Below are 18,910 nucleotides of genomic sequence, written 5' to 3'. Positions count from 1 at the left end.
CCTCTTTTGAAAGTATTCCGCGAGCTACCCCGGAAGGGGTTTACTGTTAATAGTCAAAAATCCTGAATAGTATTTAAGCTCCGGAGGAGCGTTCTAAATTCCAAAACAGACATTAGAACGCCCCTACCGGGGCTCAAAACGATTACCTGGTTGGACTATTAACAGTAAACCCCTCCGGGGTAGCTCACGGAATACGGTCAAACGAGTGTCTCCTCTATTATGAACAATTCCAACCACTCCTCCAACCGCCGAACGTTCCTGAAATCGGCCACCGGTCTAGGCGCACTCGCTACGGTTTTGCCCGAAACGGTTCTGACGAAAAATCCACAGGTGGTGTCGCCCAATCCAGACAAAGGGCACGTTTTTCTGACGGAACCATATTTGCAATACGCGGGGCCGGGTTCGATGACGGTGCGGTGGATCGCCAATCTGCCGTCGTACAGTTGGGTCGAGTATGGCGAAACCGATTCGCTGGGCCAGAAAGCGCACAGCGTGACGGATGGTTTGGTCGACGCCTACAACCGGATCAATGGCATTACGCTCCGGGGTTTAAAACCGGGGACGACGTACCAATACCGGGTGTATTCCAAAGAAATTACGGATTTCAAACCGTATAAACTCACCTACGGCCAGACGATTGAAAGCAGCCTGTTGCGTTTTAAAACGCCTAACGAACAGTCCGATGCGGTCAGTTGTCTGGTGCTGAACGACGTTCACGACCGGCCCGAAACCATTACGCACCTGTTGGGTCTAAAAGGCAATGACCCGTTCGATTTTGTGTTCCTGAACGGCGACCTGTTCGATTACCAGACCGACGAGCAACAGCTCATCGACCACCTGCTGACGCCCTGTTCGGCCGGTTTTGCCAAAGAAACTCCGTTTCTCTTTGTGCGGGGCAACCACGAAACGCGGGGCAAATACCGCAGCGAATTACCACAGTATTTTTCCAATCCGGGCGGTAAGTGCTATTACAGTTATACCTGGGGGCCGGTTCATTTTACCGTGATCGACACTGGGGAAGACAAACCGGATAGCGAACCGGTTTACGCGGGAATTGTCGATTTTGACGCCTACCGGCAGGAACAGGGGCGTTGGGTCGAGCAGGTGATGCAGAGTCCGGCGTTCAAAAAAGCCAAATTTCGGGTGGTTTTCATGCACATCCCAACGTTTCACCACAACAACTGGCACGGCCCGATGCACTGCCAGAAAGTCTTTACACCCTTATTCAACAAACACAAGATCGATCTTTGCATCAGCGGTCATACCCACAAATACGGGGTTCACGAGCCGGTGGCCCATCAGCACCATTACCCAATCATCATCGGCGGGGGTTCGAAAGACGGCACCCGAACGATCATGAAACTGAAAGCCGACCGGAAAGACCTGCATCTGAGCATGTTGCTGGACGATGGCAAAGAAGTTGGGAATTATCATTTGACGGCCAAACGGTAACCGGATTGATGGATGAAGAAGCGGTTGTGGCTGTTTAAAGGACTTGCGGTGCTGTTGCCCGTGCTACTGCTGGGATTGGCTGAAGGCTTCCTCCGGCTGTTCGGGTACGGCCAGGATTACCGCTTGTTTGTGGAAGACCCGCAACACAACGGTTTTTTGATCATGAATCAACACGCGTCGGAGCGGTATTTTACCGAAACCGCCAACGCGACCGTTGGCAATTTCGAACCTTTCCGACAGCGAAAAGCGGATGGCACGTTCCGGATTTTTATTCTGGGTGAATCGACTACGATTGGCTATCCGTATTTCCACAACGGCTCGTTCCACCGCTGGCTGCACTACCGGCTGATGCACACCTTTCCGAACCGAAACTTTGAAATTATCAACCTTTCGCTGACGGCCGTCAATTCCTACACGGTTTTCGGATTTAGCAAACAATTAATTGATTATGAACCGGATGCGGTTTTGATTTATACCGGCCACAACGAATATTACGGCGCGATGGGCGTCGGCTCGACCAGTTCGCTGGGCGATCATCCTGCTCTCGTGCGTCTGGTGTTGAAACTCCGGGAATTCCGGCTGATGCAACTCCTGAACCGAATACTCGGCGGTATTCGAAAAACCGTTTCGGGTGAAAACGTAGATTTGCGCGAAAACCTGATGAAACGCATGGCCGCCAACCAGCAAATTCCGTACGGATCGGAAGCGTATCACCAGGGTATTGAACAATTTAAAGCCAACCTGAACGGGCTCTGTCAGCTCTTCTCGGCGCATCACATTCCGGTATTGATCAGCAATCTGGTCAGTAACGAAAAGGACCTAAAACCGTTCATCAGCGCGCCAGGAAATACCGCTCAATCGGCGCAGGAGCAATTTAAACAGGCACAACAAGCTTATGCAAAAGGCGACTTTAAGGCCGCAAAACACCGTTTTGTTCAGGCGAAAGAACTGGATTTGCTGCGGTTTCGGGGGCCACAAGCCATCAATCAGGTCATTCAGGAGCTGACGGCCCAGTACCCGAACGTGACGGAAGTGGACACCCGGGCGGTTTTTGAACGGTATTCTCCGAACGGCATTCTGGGACACGAGACCTTGCTGGAACATGTTCACCCCAATTTGTACGGCTATGCGTTGCTGTCCGACGCGTTTTACGAAGCCCTGAAAAAAAGGCGGCTCATTGCCGCCGACTGGAAAAACGAGATGTCGTTGTCTCAACTCCGCCAACAAATGCCGATTACGCCCGTCGATTCACTGAAAGGCGTTTTTGAAATGCTGATTCTAAAAGAAGGCTGGCCATTTAATGAACCGATGCCGCCCGAAGAAAAACGCGCCAAAACCGTGGAAGAACAACTGGCGGGGGCTTTGGTCGTGAAGCAAATTTCCTGGCGCGACGCGATGGATCGACTGCTGGCGCACTACCGGAAAGTGAACAATCCGCAGGGAGTTTTGCAAGTCACGGAAGCTCTGCTGCTGGAATATCCAAATGAACCCGGTTTTTATGCACAGGCCGGGAAGTTATACCTGAATCAGAACCAGCCTGCGCAGGCAGTTTGGCATCTGAAAAAGGCTTTTGGCTTGGAACAAACCTTCCCGACGGCGCAGAGTCTGTTTATTACGCTGCTAAAATTGGATCGGCCCGACGAAGCCCTGGTCTATCTCCGCTACGCAGCCGCCCACAACGAAACGCAATTCAGCCTGACCGAATTGCAAATGTTTGTGGAACAACTGGTAGCGGTCAAAAACCGGTATTTAACGGACACTACGAACGTAACACTGAGCAATCAGCTAGCTGCCGGATACCTGAAATTTGCCAATGCCGACGGAGCGGCTAAATACGTGGCAAAATCCCTGCGCACCGATCCCCGGAATGCTGTAGCCCTGCAATTAAAAGCCCAACTTCAGGCGATCAAAAACTAACCCGACCATGGAATTTCTACGCGAGTTCTGGCTTTTCATGCGCACCCGCAAGCGGTACTGGCTCTATCCATTGCTGATTCTGTTGCTCCTTCTGAGTGCCTTGACGGTTTTGACAACGGGTTCGGCGCTGGCACCGTTCATTTATTCGCTCTTCTAACCCTGTCCGCGGTTTCTTCAATCCTGACAGGGTTACCGTCCTATTGATTATCAACACTTTGATGAAGTGAAATCTTAACACGCTGCTTGTCCGCGCCCTGCACCAACTCAAATTCATACTTCCCATCCGGAAATTGGAAGGTCAATTGCTGCATTCCTTCCGGGTAGGTTTTAGCCTCGATCAGTTTCCGCACCGCCCGACCAGCTTCGTCAAAAACCGTCAATGTAACGGCCCCAGTGCCTTTTACGGCAAAGTCCAGCACATACGCGCCCCGGTCGGGGTGTTTCCAGAGGTCGATATAACCCGTGCGAAAATCGGGGGCGTAGGCGAAGAAACCCGTCGGATAAACCGGTTTTTTGATTCCCATTTTGGTCAATCCCGTCCAGAGTTCCGGCGTTTTCTCGCCCAGTTTCCAGAGCAAACCCGAGCGGTAATTTTCCATCATAACCACGATCGGCCCCTGATCGATGGCCAGATACTGGTTGGAATACCAGTTCAATCCTTTGTTGTAGGCATCGTAAAAACCGTATGGGCCAAAAAACCGGTTTCCTTCCCGCAAGTAGAGATTCCGCAACACCTGCATCGAATAATAGGGCGTGTAGGGAAAGGACGACAAAGCCGCCGTCGGGCTAATGGTGCCGTTGTCGTTCGTCGGCGAATGGGCGTCATAGAAATTGTAGTCGTCACTGGCGGTCAGTCCCCAGTTGCCCGGCCCGTAGCCAAACATGGCCTGCCGCGGTTGCAAGCAGTGGGCCCGGTTGATGAGCGTGTGGTTCCGGTTCTGCTCCCAGTAATTGGTCTGTTCATCCTGCATCAGCCGCGGGTCGAGGCTCAGAAAGGAATAATGGGTGAAGAACAGCGGTCCGCCCATCGGAAAACCGAGCGGCAGTTTATAGCCAAAATAGGTCTGCCCGTTGGTATAATGGTCGCTTTGCTTATACGTATTCTGGTAGACTTCCGGTTTGATGGCGTGCGTCGGCGAACCGAGCGCCAGCACATACGTAATCAGGGTTTCGTCATGGCCGCGCAGGGGATGATTCATGCGCCATTCGTGGTTGGGCGACCAATGCCAGAGCAGTTTACCATCGCGAACGTACCAGTCCCACTCCACGTCCCGCCAGAGTTTATCGATTCGTTGCCGGAGGTCTTTTTCCGCAGCGGCAGTCCCATCGAAATACCCCCGGGCGCTCAGCAGGCCGTTGACCAGAAAAGCCGTTTCGACCAAATCACCACCATTGTCATGCTCCGAAAAAGGAATCACTTTCCCCGAATTACCATCGAGCCAGTGCGGCCAGGCACCGTGGAACCGGTCGGCTTTTTCCAGAAAACCGGTTATCTTTTGCAATTGCTGCACGGCCTCGGCGCGGGTTATCCAACGGCGGTCGGCGGCTACGACGATGGCCATAATTCCAAAACCGGTGCCGCCCGTTGTGACGATATTGGGTGTAGCCGTTCGTTCGGGAGCCAGGCCGGAAACCGGGTGGGCAAAATCCCAGAAATACTGGAACGTGGCTTTTTGAACGGTTTCGAGGTACTCGCTGTATTCGTTGGCAACGGGATGAATGGCTTCTTTCACAGACTGCGCCGAGCAGGTGGTCAACCAGCCCAGAATCGGGGAAAAGAAAAGGAGTAGTTTTACGATTCTCATGCTTGGGCTATACTGGATGGGAACGCGGCCGGGCCGCGTTCCCATCATCAATAAATTAATAACCGGGATTCTGGGTTAATACGCCCCCGCTGGCGTCGATTTGCGGCTGTGGAATGGGCATCAATTCGCTCTTGCCGTCGACAAATTGCTTGTTGAGCGCCCGCAAGACCGAGCCGTCCCGGCCCTGCCGTACCAGATCCCAGAAGCGGTCGTGTTCCATGGCCAGTTCCACCCGGCGTTCTTTCCAGATTGTGGTTTTCAGTTGTTCTTTACTGGCAAAAACGACATTCGGCAACAGGGCGGCATTGCTGCCCCGCGCCCGCGCCCGAACCGCATTCAGCGACGTTACGGCCTGTTGTGACTGCCCCAGTTCGTTAGCCGCTTCGGCGTTCATCAACACAATGTCGGCATACCGCAGCAAGCGAATGTTCTTGTTGGAATCCCCCATACCGTTGGGCGATCGGGTTTCGTTCTGCGCCACGTACGCCTTTTGGTTGTAGTACGGATTCGTCGCATTCTGGATGATAACGACCCCATCGGGCATCGTTTCGCCCCGCTCGATAATCGTAGCCGCTTTTCGCGGATCACCGGTTTCATAGGCTTTCACCAGATCTTCGGATGGCACATTGAAACCCCAGCCAAACTGCCCCCGGACGCTCTGAACCTCGGCATACTGCGACCCTCCTCCGCCCTGGGGCAAGGCCGCATTCTGTACTTCAAACAGCGACTCGGAGGTGTTCTCACCGGCTTCGGTGAAGATCACTTCGTAAGGCGTTTTGAGGTCATACTGTCCCGATTGCATGATTTCATTCGTCAGCCGGAGCACTTCACTCCACTTTCCCTGATACATCGAAACCTTCGCCAGCCACCCTTTCGCAGCTCCTTTGGTGACCCGACCCAGTTCAGTGGCTGCGTATTCCGATTTTTCCGGTAAAACCGTGATTGCGTCATTCAAATCCTTTTCAATCTGCTGGTAAATGTCCTGACGGCTGGCACGCGGCACGGCTGGCGCATCGTCGTCCTGCAACTGCGTAATCAGCGGAACACCACCGAAGGTCCGTACCAGATTGAAGTAAAAGTAAGCCCGTAACATTTTGGCTTCCGCAATCAGCCGCGCCTTGAGCGTTTCATCCATTTCGATGGCCGGAACCCGCTCAATCACCTGATTGGCTTTGGCAATACCCAGATATTGACCGCTCCAGAAATCGTTCAAACCGCCGTTAGTCGACGTAACGGTAAACAGATCGAATTCGCTCAGGAAACTCGCGTCGCCCGGTTCGCTCCCTTTATCAGCATCATCCGACGTCATGCTGGAAATAGCGATGAATGCAAAAACGTGGGTTGGCCACTGGCGAAGTTGCCAGTAAATGGCATTGGTAGCCTGCACAGCGCCTTCCTGGCTGTTGAAAAAATCTTCGGTAATCAGTTCGCCCTGCGGTTTTCTGTCCAGGAATTCTTCACTACACGCCTGTCCCGTCAGCATGAGGGAACCCGCCAGCGCAATTCTCAAAAATTGTTTCGATATGGAAATCATGATTCTTGCCCGTTAAAAATTAAAATCCAATTTGTAAACCAACCGTCGTCGTGCGATAGACCGGTACAACGTCCAGGTCAACCCCGCGACTCAGGGTGCTGGCATCATTACCGCCTACTTCCGGTGAGAAACCCGAGTAATTGGTGAACGTAACCGGGTTCAGGGCATTGACGTACGCCCGGATGGAACGCACACCCAGCGAGCGCAGCAAGGTCGACGGCAGGGTGTAGCCAATCTGAATGTTCCGAATCCGGACGAAGGAACCGCTTTCGATGAAGTAATTCGATACATCGTAGTTGGGTCCGCCGTTGGTCAGGCGCGGCTGGGTCGTCGATGGATTTTGGGCCGTCCAGCGTTCCAGGGCGATCCGTTCGTAGTTTTCGTTGCCGAAACGCACCGCCCGCCGACCATTGTAAATTTTATTGCCGTGGGTACCCTGCAAATCGACCCCCAGATCGATGCCTTTAAAGGCAAAGTTGGTGTTGAAGCCCCAGAACATTTTCGGAATTGGTGTTCCCAGGTAAACGCGGTCATCGCCATTGATTACGCCATCCCCGTTAATATCCTCATACCGCAAATCACCCGGTTTGGCATTCGGTTGGGCGCTGCCCCGTACTTCGTCCGCCGTCTGGAAAATGCCCACTCTGTTATAACCGAAGAAGGAACCGATGGGTCGTCCGACATCCGTCAGCGTAGCCGTCCGACCGTTGCCGAGGCTACCGCCAATGATCGGAATACCACCATTGCCCAGATTCGTTACTTCGTTCTGCACCGTGGTGAGATTGGCATTCAGGCTGTACTTCAAGTCGCCCGCGGTATCATTCCAGCCCGTCGTGAATTCAAAACCCCGGTTGTAAGCACTGGCGGCATTGGCCTGCACCTGACGGCCATTCCCGATGTTGACATTCAGGATCATGTCGGAGGTATTCCGGTTGTAGTAATCGATTTCAGCCGTCAGCCGGTTATTCAGGAATCCCATTTCCAGGCCAATATCCGTTTGGGTAACGGTTTCCCAGAGCAGGTTCGATGTGTTGGTGCTTTGGAGCGTGGCGCCCTGTTGCAGCGTTTGCCCGGATCCAAAAATGGCGTTCAGTCCACTGCTGATGCGGGAATAATACAGATAGTTGGGAATGTTGGTGTTCCCCAGCTTGCCGTAGCTGACCCGCAATTTCAGGTTGCTGAACAACTGCTGGTCCATCATGAAGGGTTCGTCGATGATCCGCCAGCCCAGGCCAACGGCCGGAAAAGTGGCCCACCGGCTTTCGGTCGGAAAGCGCGACGAACCATCCCGCCGGAGACTCACGGTCAGTAGATACCGATCCAGCAAACTGTAATTGACCCGAAACAGGTACGATGCGTAGGTAAATTCATAGCTGCGGTTGTCGGGATTGTCGGTTGTTTGGGCACCGACGGTGCTACCCAGCGACAGGAATTTTACGTTGTTGTTATACCCCGGTACGTTAAAACGGATGCCCTGCAACACATCGGCGCGGCTGTTCTGCGCCGTCGCTCCCACCAGCACGTTTACGTTGTGGATCTTGTTGAACGTCCGATTGAATGTCAGCGTGTTTTCCCACAACCAGGTCGTATTGAGTCCATACTCGCGGGTCAGTTTGCTCTGGTCATTCCGCTGACTGGCCGACACCAGATACTGGGGCAGGTAAACGCTGCTGTTGTTGAGGCCCAAATCCACCCCGAAGCTGGAGCGCACGGTAAACGATTTCAGGAAGTCGAGTTCGCCGTAAATATTTCCAACTAGTTGGCCGCTTTTGGCAATGTCGTCGGTTTGATACGCCAATACGGCTGCCGGATTCGCTACCGTGCTAACGCTCGAAAAACCGTAGGTGCCGTCGGCATTGACCGGCGTGATGGTCGGGTCGGCATTGTAAGCCGTTTGAACAATCCCCCCCGGGATGTTATTGGACTGCGCCCGTGAGAACGCCAGATTGTTCCCAAGCCGGAAATTTCCTGTCAGTTTGTAGGTATTGTTTAACCGGAAAGTCAGGCGGTTATACGCCGATTTGTCAACAATTCCCTTTTCGTCGTAATAGCTGCCACTGACGTTGAAGGTGACCCGCTCGTTGCCGCCCGAAGCCGTAATCTGGTGACTCTGGACACTGCCGTTGCGGAAAATATAATCGAACCAGTCCGTTCCGGCACCCAATGAATTCGGATTCGGAAACTTAATGGCCCCGCCTTCACTGACGGCCACTTCGTTCACCAGCGTGGCAAACTCGCTGGCATTGGTCATATCGAGCTTTTTACTAAGCTGCGTCACCCCGCCAAAGCCTTCGTAATTGAACACGGTACGACCGGATTTACCGCTTTTCGTCGTTACCAAAACCACTCCATTCGCGCCCCGAACCCCGTAAATGGCCAGCGAGGACGCATCTTTTAGCACATCGATGGTTTGAATGTCGGAGGGATTCAAAAACCGGATGTCATCGACAAACATCCCATCGACCACATACAGCGGATTGCTGTTTCCCACTGTGCCAACCCCCCGAATCCGGACGTTCGGTGCTGCGCCCGGCAGTCCCTGGTTGGTGGTAATCAACACTCCGGCCGCTTTGCCCTGCAAGGCCTGCGTCGCATTGGCTACCGGACGGCTGGCAATATCCTGGGCTTTCACGGTGGAAATAGACCCGGTCACATCCGCCTTCCGCTGCACACCGTATCCGACCGCTACCACTTCGGTCAGCGTAGTTACATCTTCTTCTAACTGTGCGTCTACAGTTGGGCCGTTCACCGTGCGTTCAGTCGGCTTCATGCCAATAAAACTGAAAACCAGCACATCCCCTTGATTAGCCTCCATGCTGTACTGCCCATTGGCGTCGGTATTGGCTCCTTTCGTTGTATTCTTGATCTGAACACTGACGCCCGGTAATACCGAACCGTCGATCGCTGTCACTTTCCCGTTGACTCGTTGCTGCGCCCAGGCCGTGGCGGAGAACAGCAAGAGTATAATTAAACCGAGTAAACCCCTCTCCATAATTTTTCTGATAAATTGTTTGCTTATTCTTAGCTCAAAGGTAAACGAACTGTAACCAGATTATGTTAGAAGTGAGTACATCACTACTACATCATTTTAACTATAAATATAGTTTTGTTCTCAAAAATGGCCTATTGATACATAATAAAACACTGTAAATGAACAATTTGCATTTTTAATAATTTTTTACATTACCTGTGCGCACCCATCATGTTTAGGCGTTTTCAACGAATAAAGAGGTCTATCTACTTTCCAATCTGGTTACTTCTAGTGCCCAATTTGATGGCGGCCCCTACTTCCTGGAATTTGTTCTTGGCCCCTTACATCCGAAATTTTCCGAAACAGGAATATCAGGCCTACAATCAAAACTGGTCGCTTTGTCAGGATAAGGTTACCGGTTTCCTGTATGCCGCTAACTCCAAGGGCTTGCTGGAATACGACGGAACACGTTGGCAAACCCATCGATTGCCGAAACGGCAGATTGTTCGGTCGGTTGCTATCGATCCAAAAGGACGCATTTATACCGGCGGTTTGGGAGAAATTGGCTATTGGCAGGCTAATGCTGCGGGCATACTTCAGTATCGTTCACTCAGCGGGCTGATCCCCGGCAAGCTTTTCCCGAAAGAGGAAATCTGGAATATTGTCACTGGCGCGGACTTCGTATTTTTCCAGTCTTTCTCCACTGGTTTTTTATACCGTAATGGGCGGGTTTCAGAAGTGCGTTTACCGGGCAATGTGCTTTTTCTCTACGGAGTTCGTGACCGTTATTATCTTCAATCCATCGGAAACGGTTTGTATGAACTGGTGAACGGGAAATTCGTTTCCCTTCCCAATACGGAGCCATTGGGTTCTACTGCCGTTCATGCGATCCTCCCGTACGGGCAGAGAGGGCTGCTGATCGGCACCCGCGATCACGGTTTATTCCTTTACGAAAACGGACAGCTTTCGCGATCGAATCACCCCGCCAGCCAGTTTTTGCAGCGGTATCAATGCAATAAAGGACTGGCGTTGTCGGATGGCCGGTATGCTTTCGGTACCATTCTCAATGGGATGATTATAACCGATACCACCGGTGCCATTTTGTATTCCGTCAATCAGCGGGAGGGGCTGCAAAACAACACCGTCCTCTCGCTGGCCCTCGATCTCAAAGGAAACGTCTGGGCCGGACTCGATGACGGCATCGATGCCATTGCCTTTAGTTACCCGCTGAAATATTTCACTGATCCAAACGGTCAGTTAGGAACGCCGTATGATGCAGTTCTTCACCATAAAAAGCTGTACTTAGGCACCAATCATGGTGTTTACTGGTGCGATTTCCCCACATCCGGTTTACCGGTTTATCATCTGGTGGAGGGCTCGCAGGGGCAGGTCTGGGATTTGACCGTACTCGACGGGCAATTGCTTTGTGGCCACAATGCCGGTACGTTCCGAATAACACCTTCCGGAGGTTGGGAAGCCCTCTTTAAGCAGACTGGTGGCTGGAGTTTACAAGCCTTGTCTTCACGACCCGGTTTTGCGCTACAGGGAACGTACACCGGCTTGTGTGTTTATCGCCGTGCTCCGGATGGCAAATGGCAATTCAGTCATTCGATCGCAGGGTTTAGCGAACCGATTCGGGAGGTTTGGGAAGATGCGGAGGGACAAATCTGGCTGCGTCACGCCCATAATGGCGTGTATTCGGTTCAATTATCAGCGGATTTACGAAAAATAAGTCACCTCAACTGGGTGGCTTCCTACTCCAAAGAGGCCGGTTTGAAAGAGCAGTTTGGGGTTTCAGGAACGATCCGGCGAATTTTTGGTGGCTGGAAAGATGAACAACTCTTCTTACGGCAGGATGGCAGTCTCCTGGTTGCCAACCCGGATGGCTTGAAAGCGGAGTTTTCCATTAGCCATTTTGCCTGGATGGACGATTATGAGAACATTGTCCCGCTGGATTCGGTGTATTACCTGCTCTGCTTCGAGAAAGGGTATGCGCTTTTGCCCCGGCAGGAGTTATCAACGGTAAGTAATCAACAACTAAACAGCAAGCCCTTGATCCGGCAGTTGGCCGTTCTGAATGGAACTAACAGCCGGTATTTTACCTTTCGTAGTGCCTCTCTATTGCCCTCCTTTTCACCGGTTTTGAAAGCCAACGAAAATCACCTGATCTTCCAGTTTAGTCAGCCCGAATCCATTCAGGAACCTTTATTCAGCTACCGTCTGGCCGGATTGGATGAGGACTGGTCAGATTTCAGCCCAATGGCCGAAAAAGAGTATGCCAGTCTGAGGCCGGGTACCTACGAATTTCAGGTGCGTTCTACCTCGGACGGTTCCGTTACTTCGTTTCCGTTTGAGATTTTGCCGCCCTGGTACCAGAGCGCTTGGGCTTATCTGACTTACTTTCTGATTGGATGTGGTTTGATTGGTGGAAGCTTCTACGTTCACCGGCGACAGGTGGCGGCTCATCAGACCAAAGTCCGGCAGCAAATGGAGGAAAAACTGACCCGGGAACAGGAAAAGCACCGGCAGCAACTGATGCAGGTGCAGAAAGAAAAGCTGGAGCAGGACGTCATCGGCAAATCGGAGGAGTTGGCCAACACCACCATGAATCTGATTCACAAAAATGACCTGTTGCTCAAATTAAAAGGAGAAGTTGAAAAGCTGAAAGAGGAGGTACAGCAACGGCAAACCATCGATCAGGCAACGGGACACATCAACCAGCTCGTCAAACTGATCGATTCCAATATTTCCAGTCGGCACGACTGGAAGGTTTTTGAGAAGAACTTCAACAAAGTTCACGAACAGTTCTTCAAGCGGTTATTGAGCCAGTATGACGGTTTGACACCCGACGACATGCGGCTGGCGGCTTATCTTCGGATGAATCTGTCCAGCAAGGAAGTGGCTAAATTGCTCAACATCACCGTCCGGAGTGTCGAACTGAAACGGTATCGCTTGCGAAAACGATTGAACCTCCCGCAGGAAGCGAACCTGAACGAGTTTATGATGGCCTTTTAAACGAAAAAAGCCTCCCGAATGGGAGGCTTTTTCAATACGAATCTGGTTCGGATTAGAACCGGAAGTGGGAGAATGCCTTGTTGGCTTCGGCCATCCGGTGGGTGTCATCCTTTTTCTTGACGGCAGCGCCTTCACCTTTTGCTGCTGCTACGATTTCCGCTGCCAAACGATCGACCATGGTTTTTTCACCACGTGAACGGGCATACTTGATCAGCCATTTCATGCCTACTGATACTTTACGATCAGGACGTACTTCCGTCGGAACCTGGAATGTGGCACCACCTACCCGGCGGCTTTTCACCTCAACTGAAGGCATTACGTTGTTCAACGCCTTTTTCCAAACGTCTAAGCCGTTGTCGTTGGTTTTTTTCTCAACCAGCGCCAGTGCGTCGTAGAAAATGGAGTACGAAAGGCTCTTTTTACCTTCGTACATGAGGTTATTGACAAATTTCGTTACCAGCGTCTCCTTGTATTTAGGATCGGGTAAAACGTATCTTTTCTTTGGTTTTGCTTTTCTCATGATCTTCAGATGATAAATCTTACTCTAAACGTTGTGCATCTTTGGCAACGCTCAGTCAATTAAATCCGGGAGCTATTATTTTTTCTTTTTAGCGGGAGCTCCCTTCGTCGGTGCAGCGACCTGACCTGGTTTCGGACGTTTCGTACCGTATTTCGAGCGGGCTTGTTTCCGACCGCTTACGCCAGCCGTATCAAGTGCTCCACGAACGATGTGATAACGCACACCCGGAAGGTCTTTCACCCGACCACCCCGTACCAGCACAATCGAGTGCTCCTGCAGGTTGTGGCCTTCGCCCGGAATATAGGCGTTAACTTCTTTGCCATGTGACAGACGCACACGGGCTACTTTACGCAAAGCCGAGTTTGGCTTTTTGGGGGTGGTTGTGTACACACGCGTACACACACCACGGCGTTGTGGGCAAGAGTCCAATGCCGGCGACTTTGATTTAAAAGTCAGCTTTTCACGGCCCTTGCGTACTAATTGTTGTATCGTAGGCATTGTATCAGAATTGGTATTACTACAGTCCTCTGGAAAAATAGGAGTGCAAAATTAGCTAAATCGGCTGGAAAACCAAAGTGACTGGCGAATTAATTTCAGTAATTTCTTGTCCATTACCGGATTAGGCTTCGCCGATCGGGCCGCCAAACTGGGTCGGAAACCGAAACGCGTCCTCTGCCCCGTTGATATCGCCGTAGGTATCTTCAAATTTCCGGATGTTATCTTTCAGCGCCGTCAATAACCGCTTGGCATGTTCGGGGGTCAGAATGATCCGGGACTTTACCTTGGCTTTGGGAATACCGGGCATCAGACGAATGAAATCGATGATGAACTCACTGTTGGAGTGAGCAATCATGGCGAGATTGGCGTAGATTCCTTCTGCAATTTCTTCCGTTAATTCGATGTTGATCTGTGCGTCCTGATCAGGTAACTGGTTTTCCATAGTCATTCGGTGTAAGAATCAAAGATAAAGAACTCTCTGCGGTTTTTCGTAGTTCAAAAAAACTGTGGGTATTTTTTATCCACCTGACCAACAACTTATTGACTATGCGGTATCAGATTGCGTGTGATTCTGGATTGAGTCGGCATTGATCTATACAAAAACAGGGCCAGACCGAATGGCCTGACCCTGTTTACCTTTCACATATGGATCGAAACTAAACCGTCTCGCGTTTTTTGCTGCGCGTAAATTTCTCACGCGTTTCAACGAACGATTCGTATTCTTCTTTCGAATTGACAATGATGTTGGCATACCGCCGGGTTCCCGTACCAGCCGGGATTAGGTGACCCACCAACACGTTTTCCTTCAAGCCTTCGAGGTAATCGGCTTTTCCACGGATCGACGCTTCGCTCAACACTTTGGTCGTTTCCTGGAACGAAGCAGCCGACAGGAAGCTTTCCGTACCCAACGACGCCTGTGTGATCCCCTGCAGGGTCGGTTGTGAAACCGCCGGCATGGCATCGCGAACATCGACCAGTTTCAGATCCCGACGTTTCAGGCTCGAATTCTCATCGCGCAGACGACGTACGGAAATGATCTGACCGGCTTTCAGGGTTTCAGAATCACCCGGATCCATGACAACTTTCATGTTCATGATTTTGTCATTTTCGGTCCGGAAGCTCCATTTGTCAACCGATTGCATATCCAGGAAGATCGTGTCACCAGCGTCCATGATTTCCACTTTCTGCATCATCTGACGAACGATCGCTTCGATGTGCTTATCGTTGATCTTCACACCCTGCAGGCGGTATACCTCCTGAATTTCATTCACCAGGTATTCCTGAACCGCGGTTGGCCCTTTGATCGACAGAATATCCGACGGCGTAATGGCACCATCCGACAGCGGATCGCCCGCCCGAACGAAGTCATTGTCCTGCACCAGAATGTGTTTCGACAACGGCACCAAGTATTTTTTCTTCGTTCCGTCTTTCGACTCGATATAGATTTCGCGGTTACCGCGTTTGATCGTACCGTAGGTAACAACACCGTCGATCTCGCTCACAACCGCCGGGTTCGACGGGTTACGCGCTTCGAACAATTCCGTTACCCGGGGCAGACCACCCGTGATGTCGCGGGTTTTACCGACGTTACGCGGAATTTTCGCCACCGGCTGACCGGCTTTGATCGACTGACCGTTTTTCACAACCAGACGGGCACTAACCGGCAGGTTATAGCTTTTCTCGGTCGTATCTTCCAGCAAAATACTGGTTCCTTTCACCATGATTGCCGGGTTTTTGGTCTTATCCCGACTTTCGATGATCACCATTTCCTGGAAGCCCGTTTGTTCGTCAAACTCTTCGCGATAGGTAATGGCTTCTTCGATGGCTTCGAATTCCAGTTTACCGGTTATTTCGGACAAGATAACGGCGTTGTATGGATCCCAGGCGCAAAGTTCGTCTCCCTTCTTCACCAGTTGGTTTTCTTTAACCCGCATGAAAGCACCATAAGGCACGTTATTGCTGATCAACACCAGATTCGGATTAGCCGGATCGACAATTTTCACTTCACCGGAACGACCCATCACGACCGTAATCGGGTTTCCTTCGTTATCGACCGATTCAACAGTCCGCATTTCTTCAAACTGAACCATCCCGTCGAATTTCGCCCGGATGGACGCATCGACTGCGATGTTTGAAGCCGTACCCCCAACGTGGAAGGTCCGAAGCGTCAACTGCGTACCTGGTTCCCCGATGGACTGCGAGGCAATGACACCAACCGCTTCACCAATGTCGACCATGCGACCCGTTGCCAGGTTGCGACCGTAGCATTTCGCGCAAACGCCTTTCTTGGCTTCGCACGTCAACACCGACCGGATTTCAACGGTTTCGATACTGGTTTCGTCGATAGCAGCCGCGATTTCTTCGTTGATTTCGCTACCACCCGCCACAATCAGTTCTTTCGTCAACGGGTTATAAACATCGTGTACCGTAACCCGACCCAAAATCCGCTCTGACAATGGCTCAACGATGTCCTCGTTGTCTTTCAAAGCCGAAATCTGGAGACCGCGCAGCGTACCGCAATCGTCTTCCGTGATAATCACATCCTGCGCAACGTCGTGCAAACGACGGGTCAGGTAACCGGCATCCGCTGTTTTCAAAGCGGTGTCAGCCAAACCTTTCCGCGCACCGTGCGTCGAGATAAAGTACTCGAGTACGTCCAGACCTTCTTTAAAGTTCGACAGGATCGGGTTTTCGATGATTTCACCGACTGAACCTTGCAGGTTCTTCTGTGGCTTGGCCATCAAACCCCGCATACCGCCCAACTGACGAATCTGTTCGCGTGAACCCCGGGCGCCGGAGTGCATCATCATAAAGATCGAGTTGAATCCTTGCTGATCAGCTTCCAGCTGCTTCATCAGGGTTTCGGTGATCCGGCTGTTGACGCGCGTCCAGATGTCGATCACCTGGTTGTACCGTTCGTTTTCCGTAATCAGACCCATCAGGTAGTTGTTCCAGACCGACTCAACCTCCTGTTTGGCTTCACCAATCAGTTTTTCCTTCGCATCAGGAACCTTCACGTCGCTCAAACCGATCGACAAACCGCCTTTGAAGGCCATCTGGAAACCGAGTTCTTTAATATCGTCCAGGAACTGAGCGGTTTTCGAACCACCTGAAATCTTGAAGATATACGAAATGATCTGCTGCAGTTTTTTCTTCGTCAGCAGTTCATTGATATAACCCACTTCTTCCGGCACAGACTGGTTGAACAACACCCGACCGGCTACGGTATCGATAATTTTCGTTTCCAGCTCGCCTTTTTCATTCCGAACTTTCGTCCGGACATTCACATTGGCGTGCTTCGAGACTTTGCCTTCGTTGATGGCAATAATCACCTCTTCCGCCCCGTAGAACGTCATGCCTTCGCCGATGATCGGATATTCGGGCGTGCTCTTGCGGCCTTTCGTCACATAGTATAAACCCAAAACCATGTCCTGCGACGGTACCGTAATGGGCGCGCCGTTGGCCGGGTTCAGAATGTTGTGCGACGCCAGCATCAGCATCGAAGCTTCCAGAATGGCTTCCTGTCCCAGCGGAACGTGAACGGCCATCTGGTCACCGTCAAAGTCAGCATTGAAAGCCGTACAGACGAGTGGGTGCAACTGGATTGCTTTTCCTTCAATCAGTTTCGGCTGGAAAGCCTGAATACCCAGGCGGTGCAGCGTTGGAGCCCGGTTCAACAGAACGGGGTGACCTTTCAATACGTTTTCCAGAATGTCCCAGATAATCGGATCTTTCCGGTCAACAATTTTCTTCGCTGATTTTACGGTTTTTACAATACCGCGCTCGATCAGTTTCCGAATAATAAACGGTTTGAAGAGTTCAGCCGCCATGTCTTTCGGCAGACCGCATTCGTGCAGTTTCAGTTCTGGTCCAACGACGATTACTGAACGACCCGAATAATCGACCCGCTTACCGAGCAAGTTCTGACGGAAACGACCCTGCTTTCCTTTCAGCATGTCCGACAGCGACTTCAGCGCCCGGTTTCCTTCTGAACGAACCGCATTGACTTTCCGGGAGTTGTCGAACAAGGAGTCGACTGCTTCCTGCAACATCCGCTTTTCGTTCCGCAGAATCACCTCCGGCGCCTTGATTTCGATCAGACGCTTCAGACGGTTGTTCCGGATAATCACCCGGCGGTATAGGTCGTTCAAGTCAGACGTAGCAAAACGACCACCATCCAAAGGCACCAGCGGACGCAATTCCGGCGGAATCACCGGCACCATGCGAATCACCATCCACTCGGGGCGGTTTTCAACGCGGGTGTTGGCATCCCGGAAGGCTTCAACGACTTTCAGTCGCTTCAGGGCTTCTGCTTTCCGTTGTTGCGATGTATCTGTTGCCGCAGCGTGGCGCAGGTTGTACGACAGTTCGTCCAACTTCACCCGTGACAGCAGCATTTCGAGGGCTTCAGCCCCCATTTTAGCAATAAACTTCTGTGGATCAGAATCCGGCAAAAGCTGGTTGCCACTCGGCAGTTTATCAACAATATCCAGGTATTCGTCTTCTGTCAAGAAGTCAAGTTCCTGAATACCGTCTTCCCCTTTGATACCGGTTTGAACGACAACGTACCGTTCATAATAGATAATCTGATCGAGCTTCTTGGTAGAAAGACCGAGCAGGTATCCAATTTTATTCGGAAGACTCCGGAAGTACCAGATGTGAGCCACCGGAACCACCAGTTCGATGTGTCCCATCCGTTCCCGGCGCACTTTTTTCTCCGTTACTTCCACCCCACAGCGATCGCAAATAATGCCCTTGTAGCGAATCCGTTTGTACTTCCCGCAATGGCATTCCCAGTCTTTGACCGGCCCGAAGATCCGCTCACAGAACAAACCGCCCATCTCAGGCTTGTAAGTCCGGTAGTTGATCGTTTCAGGTTGGGTCACTTCCCCGTACGAACTCTCCAAAATGGACTCAGGCGAAGCCAGGCTTATCAGCACCCTGGAAAAGTCGCTGTTGAGTTTTTTGTTCTTCTTAAAGGACATACTTGTATGGATTTTTTAAAAGCTAACCACCACTAGATTTAACAATTTTTACGCAACTATCATTCACCGGCGTGATTGCCCGCACATGGTATACTCGATATGTAGTCGATCGTAAATCATCCTGCGCTTTTTAGGAAGAGAAAGAAAACCGGTTTTGGCAATGTAAAAGCGCATATGCATAAAAAACAAGCACGTAGATTGAGGATGTTCAAC

General features: G+C 51.4%; 11 protein-coding genes. 4 read left to right on the top strand and 7 right to left on the bottom strand.

Annotated features, from left to right (window positions below; all coding sequences use genetic code 11):
- Positions 1-219 precede the first annotated feature (219 nt).
- Genes FH871_RS19620 through FH871_RS33200 form a run of 3 tightly spaced genes read left to right on the top strand, consistent with a single transcriptional unit; the run spans position 220 to position 3,526 of the window.
- Positions 220-1,452: a metallophosphoesterase family protein gene (locus FH871_RS19620; RefSeq protein WP_138993078.1), complete on the top strand. Its 1,233-nt coding sequence runs from the start codon at positions 220-222 to the stop codon at positions 1,450-1,452.
- A gap of 12 nt (positions 1,453-1,464) precedes the next feature.
- Positions 1,465-3,369, top strand: a complete 1,905-nt coding sequence (locus FH871_RS19615) for a hypothetical protein (RefSeq protein WP_212768248.1) — start codon at positions 1,465-1,467, stop codon at positions 3,367-3,369.
- 7 nt (positions 3,370-3,376) lie between these two features.
- Positions 3,377-3,526 carry a DUF5989 family protein gene (locus tag FH871_RS33200; RefSeq protein WP_171062891.1) on the top strand — a complete coding sequence of 50 codons (150 nt, stop codon included), beginning with the start codon at positions 3,377-3,379 and terminating at the stop codon, positions 3,524-3,526.
- Between the two features lie 40 nt (positions 3,527-3,566).
- On the opposite strand, the gene FH871_RS19610 is transcribed toward FH871_RS33200, so the two are convergent.
- Genes FH871_RS19610 through FH871_RS19600 form a run of 3 tightly spaced genes read right to left on the bottom strand, consistent with a single transcriptional unit; the run spans position 3,567 to position 9,700 of the window.
- The gene (locus tag FH871_RS19610; protein ID WP_138993077.1) at positions 3,567-5,174 is read right to left on the bottom strand and encodes a glucoamylase family protein; all 1,608 of its coding nucleotides are present in this window, start codon (positions 5,172-5,174) and stop codon (positions 3,567-3,569) included.
- Between the two features lie 55 nt (positions 5,175-5,229).
- The gene (locus tag FH871_RS19605) at positions 5,230-6,708 is read right to left on the bottom strand and encodes a RagB/SusD family nutrient uptake outer membrane protein (protein WP_138993076.1); all 1,479 of its coding nucleotides are present in this window, start codon (positions 6,706-6,708) and stop codon (positions 5,230-5,232) included.
- 19 nt (positions 6,709-6,727) lie between these two features.
- On the bottom strand, positions 6,728-9,700 hold the full coding sequence (locus tag FH871_RS19600; RefSeq protein ID WP_138993075.1) for a TonB-dependent receptor: 2,973 nt from the start codon (positions 9,698-9,700) through the stop codon (positions 6,728-6,730).
- Positions 9,701-10,012: 312 nt separating this feature from the next.
- On the opposite strand from FH871_RS19600, the gene FH871_RS19595 reads away from it, so the two are divergent.
- Positions 10,013-12,694 carry a triple tyrosine motif-containing protein gene (locus tag FH871_RS19595; protein ID WP_171062890.1) on the top strand — a complete coding sequence of 894 codons (2,682 nt, stop codon included), beginning with the start codon at positions 10,013-10,015 and terminating at the stop codon, positions 12,692-12,694.
- 52 nt (positions 12,695-12,746) lie between these two features.
- Here FH871_RS19595 and rpsG read toward each other — a convergent pair whose 3' ends face one another.
- The 4 genes from rpsG to rpoC all read right to left on the bottom strand — a co-directional run bounded on the left by rpsG (position 12,747) and on the right by rpoC (position 18,697).
- Positions 12,747-13,214, bottom strand: coding sequence for a 30S ribosomal protein S7 (gene rpsG, locus FH871_RS19590; RefSeq protein WP_114406408.1), 468 nt, complete (start codon positions 13,212-13,214; stop codon positions 12,747-12,749).
- Positions 13,215-13,289: 75 nt separating this feature from the next.
- Positions 13,290-13,712, bottom strand: a complete 423-nt coding sequence (gene rpsL, locus FH871_RS19585; RefSeq protein ID WP_114406409.1) for a 30S ribosomal protein S12 — start codon at positions 13,710-13,712, stop codon at positions 13,290-13,292.
- A gap of 121 nt (positions 13,713-13,833) precedes the next feature.
- The gene (locus FH871_RS19580) at positions 13,834-14,154 is read right to left on the bottom strand and encodes a DUF3467 domain-containing protein (protein ID WP_114406410.1); all 321 of its coding nucleotides are present in this window, start codon (positions 14,152-14,154) and stop codon (positions 13,834-13,836) included.
- Between the two features lie 214 nt (positions 14,155-14,368).
- Positions 14,369-18,697, bottom strand: coding sequence for a DNA-directed RNA polymerase subunit beta' (gene rpoC / locus FH871_RS19575; protein WP_138993073.1), 4,329 nt, complete (start codon positions 18,695-18,697; stop codon positions 14,369-14,371).
- Positions 18,698-18,910 lie beyond the last annotated feature (213 nt).

The sequence above is a fragment of the Larkinella sp. C7 genome (genome assembly GCF_006149005.1).
GTDB lineage: Bacteria > Bacteroidota > Bacteroidia > Cytophagales > Spirosomataceae > Larkinella.
Note: the sequence above shows the minus strand (reverse complement) of the source record. Positions and strands in the feature narration are given on the sequence as shown.